Raw genomic sequence first — 5346 nt, forward strand, 5'->3', positions numbered from 1 at the left:
GAACTCACCGTCCCGAATGACTGGTCGTGCGCGCTCGGTGCTTGAGGTCACCTTTCTCGCGAAGGGCCGAAAACAGTGCACAGGCCGACGAAGGAGGCACTTTGCCCAAGGTCAGTGAAGACCATCTCGCGGCCCGGCGCAGTCAGATCCTGGACGGCGCCCGCCGATGCTTTGCCGAATACGGTTACGACGGCGCCACCGTCCGCCGGCTCGAGGAAGTGACCGGACTGTCACGCGGGGCGATCTTCCATCACTTCAAGGACAAGGACGGGTTGTTCCTGGCGCTCGCCCACGAGGACGCGACCAGGATGGCCGACGTGGTCGCCCACGAGGGTCTCGTCCAGGTGATGCGGGACATGCTCGCCCAGCCCGACCAGTTCGACTGGCTGGGAACCCGACTCGAAATCGCCCGGCGGTTGCGGAACGATCCCGACTTCCGCAGAAGCTGGTCGCAACGGTCGGCGGAACTGACCGAGGCGACCATGGCACGCCTCGCGCGGCAGAAGTCGGCGGGCCGCCTCCGCGACGACGTGCCGACCGACGTCCTCATCGGCTACCTGGACCTGGTGCTCGACGGCCTCGTCGCGCGCATCGCCTCCGGGCACGCCGGTGACAATCTGTCGGCCGTGCTCGATCTCGTCGAGGAATCCGTCCGACGCCGCGACTGACACAGCACTCCCCACCGACACCGGTCAGGTCTTACGACGGTGAGCTCCGCCTCGTCCGCGGAGCTCCACCTCGGACTCCGCGAGAATGTTGCGGACGAACCCGTACGATCGCCCCATTTCCCGGGCGAGGGAACGAATACTCGCCCCGGCCTGATAGCGCTGTTTCAGCTCCGCTTGCAGATCGGCACGCGACGGTCCCGTGATCCGAGCGCTCTTGGCGAAGACCCCGATGTCAGCCATGAACTCCTCCAGTCGGCGAGCGACGGTGGTTTCCACGGTAGAGCGGAGCGACGGCGATATCTACGCGCCGGCTCAGGCGAGCTGAATCAGTTCCAGGTAGTCCTGCGACCAGTGGTCCTCGGTGCCGTCGGGCAGGAGGATGACCCGCTCCGGGTCGAGCGCCTCGGCGGCACCCGGGTCGTGGGTCACCAGCACGACGGCCCCGGTGTAGCTGCGGAGCGCGTCGAGCACCTGTTCGCGGGAAACGGGGTCGAGGTTGTTCGTCGGCTCGTCGAGCAGTAGGACGTTCGCCGCCGACGACACGAGCCCCGCGAGCGCGAGGCGGGTCTTCTCACCACCGGACAGGGTGCCCGCCGGCTGCTCGAGCTGCGGGCCGGTGAACATGAACGCACCGAGCAGCGAACGCAGCTCCTGCTCCCCCGTGTCCGGCGCCGCGTGACGAATGTTCTCCCACACCGACGCGTTGTCGTCGAGGGTGTCGTGTTCCTGCGCGAAGTAGCCGATCTTCAGTCCGTGGCCGGGGACGAGTCCTCCGGCGTCGGGGGTCTCGACGCCGCCGAGGATGCGCAGCAGCGTCGTCTTACCCGCACCGTTGAGACCGAGCACGACGACGCGTGACCCACGGTCGATCGCGAGGTCCACTCCGGTGAAGATCTCGAGCGACCCGTAGACCTTGGTCAGGTTCTCCGCCATCAGTGGCGTCTTGCCGCACGCGGCCGGCTCGGGGAACCGGATCCGGGCCACCTTGTCGGACACGCGTTCCGCGTCGAGGTCCGACATCAGCTTGTCGGCGCGCTTCGCCATGTTCTGCGCCGCCACGGCCTTGGTGGCCTTCGCGCCGAGCTTCGCGGCCTGCGCGCGGAGCGCTCCGGCCTTCTTCTCCGCGTTCGCGCGCTCACGGCGGCGACGCTGCTCGTCGGTCGCGCGGGCGTCGAGGTACTTCTTCCAGCTCATGTTGTACACGTCGGCTTCGCCGCGCACGGCGTCGAGGAACCACACCCGGTTCACGACGTCGTTGAGCAGATCGACGTCGTGGCTGATCACGATCAGACCGCCCTCGTGGTTCTGCAGGAATCCCCGCAGCCACGTGATCGAGTCGGCGTCGAGGTGGTTGGTGGGCTCGTCGAGCAGCAGGGTCGTGTCCGACCGTCCGCCGCTGCCGTCCGACGCGGCGAACAGGATGCGCGCCAGTTCGACTCGGCGACGCTGACCACCGGACAGGGTGTGCAGTTGCTGACCGAGGATGCGGTCGGCCAGTCCGAGGCTGTTGCAGATGCGTGCCGCCTCGCTCTCGGCCTCGTACCCGCCGAGGGCGGAGAACCGATCCTCGAGGTTGCCGTACTTGCGGACGGCCTTGTCGCGTTCGGCGTCGTCGACGACCTCCGACATCAGGATCTGCTGCTTCTCCATGTCCCGCAGCAGCGAATCGAGACCGCGCGCGGACAACACGCGGTCCTTCGCGAGGACGTCGAGGTCGCCTTCCTTCGGGTCCTGCGGGAGGTACCCGAGGTCGCCGGTGCGGACCACGGCGCCCGCGTACGGCTCCCCCTCCCCCGCGAGGATGCGGAGTGTGGTCGTCTTACCGGCACCGTTACGGCCGACCAGCCCGATGCGGTCGCCGGGCTGCACCCGCAAAGCCGGCCCGGGAGCGGACAGCAGCGTCCGCACTCCAGCTCGAACTTCCAGGTCGGTAGCGGTGATCAACAAGAACTCCTAGGAAAATGACGAAGGCGCTGAATGAGAAAACCTGCGCAAAGAACACACGAACCAGCGATTTTACCCGACCGCCACCCACTCGGACCACGCACGCCCGTGATCCCGCTAACGTTCGCCGCCCGGCCCGATCCCCGCCCCCGTCTTCTTCGCTGAATGAGACGTGGATGGTGTGGTCTGGATGTGCGGACGGTGGTGAGTGCCGTTGGTGCGAGGCAGAGCCGAGCGAGTGATATTCGTGAAATCATAATGTTCCGTCACAGTCCGACTCTTAAACTGGCTGATCCGCCGCGAGCCGGCGGAGTTCGACCCGGCGGGCGGCGGCGCACATCTGTCCGGCGACCGCCGGCCGCAGGCAACTCCCCACCCCGAGCCGAGTGACGAACCACACCCCACCTCCCCGCGTGCGATCCCGGCCCGACCGCGTCGCCCGCTCCCCTCCATCCACTCCTCCCTTATCGGGGCTGCGCAGTGATGAGTTCCTGCAGGTCGGGACTCGACATGGAGAATGTCCGCTACCCCGCGAGCCAGCCGAGCGTCGTTGCGTCCAGTTCCGGAAATACCCGCGTTCCGTCTGGGTCGGATCGTGGAACACAGTTCTGTCGACGAAGGCTGACCTGAAGTGACAGGCTGGCCGCGTGACAGCCACTCCCCGTCCACCGATCTGGGACGTCGCGGTCGTCGGCCTCGGCCCCGCGGGCCGCGCCCTCGCCCATAGGGCTTCTGCCCTCGGTTCGGCGGTCGTATCGGTCGATCCGCTCCCCCGCAGATCGTGGACCGCAACGTACGCCGCCTGGGAAGGCGAACTCCCCGACTGGCTCCCGCGGGATGCCGTCGCCACGAGAACCGACCGCCCGGCCGCGTGGACGACCCGTCGCCACGTGATCGATCGCACGTACTGCGTTTTGAATACATCAAGGCTGCAATCAATACTCGGCGACCATTGCGGAACTGTCATCGCAGGTAGAGCGGTGGATCTGTCCCCCACTTCGGTCCGATTGGACGACGGCTCGACGCTGAACGCTCACGTCGTCGTCGATGCCCGCGGTACGGGCGACAGCCCCGACCTCGCCCAGCAGACGGCATACGGGGTCGTAGTGGATCCCGGGACGGCTGCGCACGCGCTGGGAGGCGAGGCCGCGGTGTTCATGGATTGGCGCCGCGACAACGGCACGTCACCGACGGACACGCCGTCCTTCCTCTACGGGGTCCCGCTCACCCGGGACCGGTTCCTGCTCGAGGAGACCTGCCTCGTCGGCCGGCCCCCACTCGCGATCTCCGAACTCGCCACCAGACTCCACCACCGTCTCCGCGCGCGCGGCACCACCGTTCCGTCCCATTCGGACGTCGAGCGGGTCAGATTCGCTGTGGAGCCGCCACCCCAGGCCGGTCGGTCTCACAGCTCGGACCAGGTGCGCTTCGGAGCCCGTGCCGGCTTGATGCACCCCGGCACCGGCTACAGCGTCGCCGCGTCCCTTCGGTACGCAGATGCTCTGGCGCGGGACCTTCGTGACGGCTCGAACGGGCGACTGTGGCCGTGGAAGGCGCGCACCGTCGCGTCCCTGCGATCGGTCGGTCTGCGCGTCCTGTTGGATCTGGGGCCGGAACAGGTCCCCGAATTCTTCGAGCATTTCTTCGATCTACCGCCACGACTGCAGGCCGCATATCTGTCCGAACGGTCGAATCCGCGCGGAACGCTGTCGGCAATGGGCCGGATGTTTCTCGCTTCCTCCGGCGATATCCGAGGTGTGATTCTCCGTTCCACGCTTCGCCGGGAAGTTCGATGAACTGTCGCGCGAACGCGAAAAGGAGACCATCATGGAACGCATGCGGTCGATATGGAAGGGCTCGATAGCGTTCGGACTCGTGAACGTGCCGGTCAAGGTCTATTCGGCAACCGAAGATCACGACATCAGATTTCACCAGGTCCATGCCAAGGACGGCGGCCGGATCAAATACAACCGCGTGTGCTCCGAATGCGGCAACGTCGTTCAATACGCCGATATCGACAAGGCCTACGACTCCGACGACGGCGTCCGCGTGGTGTTGACCGACGACGATTTCGGCAAGTTACCCGCCGCCGAGAAACACGAGATACCGGTTCTTCAGTTCGTGCCGACCGAACAAATCGACCCCATTCTGTTCGAGAAGAGTTACTTCCTCGAACCGGATTCCAGCTCTCCAAAGGCCTACGTCCTCCTTGCGACCGCCCTCGAGAACAGCGACCGCACCGCCCTCGTCCACTTCACGCTGCGCCAGCGCACCCGACTGGCCGCGATGCGCTCGCGGGAAGGCGTACTGGTGATCCAGACGCTGCTGTGGCCGGACGAGGTACGCGCGGCCGAGTTCCCCTCACTCGACGACGTCGACAAGCCGAAGGCGAAGGAACTCGCGATGGCCGAGACCCTCGTCGACAGCATGGCCGACGACTTCGACCCCACCGAGTTCACCGACGATTACCAGGTGCAGTTGCGTGAACTGCTCGACGAGATGATCGAGTCGGGCGGCAAGAAGGTCATTCCCGTCGCCGAGGTCGAGAAGAGCGGCGAGGACGCCGAAGTGGTGGATCTGGTGGCCGCACTGCAGCGCAGCGTCGATGCCGCCGGAAAGAAGGCCGCACCCGCCGAGAAGAAACCGGCGAAGAAAGCCCCGGCCAAGACCGCGGCGAAGAAGGCCACAGCGAAGTCGTCCACCTCGGAACGCAAACGCGCCTGAACCGACGGGG

Annotated in this window: 5 protein-coding genes; 3 read left to right on the top strand and 2 right to left on the bottom strand. The window is 66.4% G+C overall.

Translation table 11 applies throughout. From position 1 onward, the window contains the following. Positions 1–101 precede the first annotated feature (101 nt). Positions 102–668 (top strand): TetR/AcrR family transcriptional regulator, encoded by a 567-nt coding sequence (locus tag ACFTZB_RS42620; RefSeq protein ID WP_072942061.1) that lies wholly within the window; start codon positions 102–104, stop codon positions 666–668. 24 nt (positions 669–692) lie between these two features. On the opposite strand, the gene ACFTZB_RS42625 is transcribed toward ACFTZB_RS42620, so the two are convergent. Then, complete coding sequence (locus tag ACFTZB_RS42625) at positions 693–908, bottom strand: helix-turn-helix domain-containing protein (RefSeq protein WP_043825986.1); 216 nt, start codon at positions 906–908, stop codon at positions 693–695. A gap of 72 nt (positions 909–980) precedes the next feature. Beyond that, the gene (locus ACFTZB_RS42630; RefSeq protein WP_072942064.1) at positions 981–2612 is read right to left on the bottom strand and encodes an ABC-F family ATP-binding cassette domain-containing protein; all 1632 of its coding nucleotides are present in this window, start codon (positions 2610–2612) and stop codon (positions 981–983) included. A gap of 647 nt (positions 2613–3259) precedes the next feature. Between ACFTZB_RS42630 and ACFTZB_RS42635 the strand changes: the two genes are divergently transcribed. Together ACFTZB_RS42635 and ACFTZB_RS42640 are read left to right on the top strand one after the other, a co-directional pair. Further along, complete coding sequence (locus ACFTZB_RS42635) at positions 3260–4408, top strand: lycopene cyclase family protein (RefSeq protein WP_378441531.1); 1149 nt, start codon at positions 3260–3262, stop codon at positions 4406–4408. 31 nt (positions 4409–4439) lie between these two features. Next, a complete protein-coding gene (locus tag ACFTZB_RS42640; protein WP_378441533.1) occupies positions 4440–5336 on the top strand; it encodes a Ku protein in 897 nt (298 codons plus the stop codon). Positions 5337–5346: the final 10 nt, after the last annotated feature.

Origin of the sequence: Rhodococcus sp. NPDC057014 (genome assembly GCF_042673295.1) — a bacterium.
In the GTDB taxonomy this organism is placed as follows: Bacteria; Actinomycetota; Actinomycetes; order Mycobacteriales; family Mycobacteriaceae; genus Rhodococcus_F.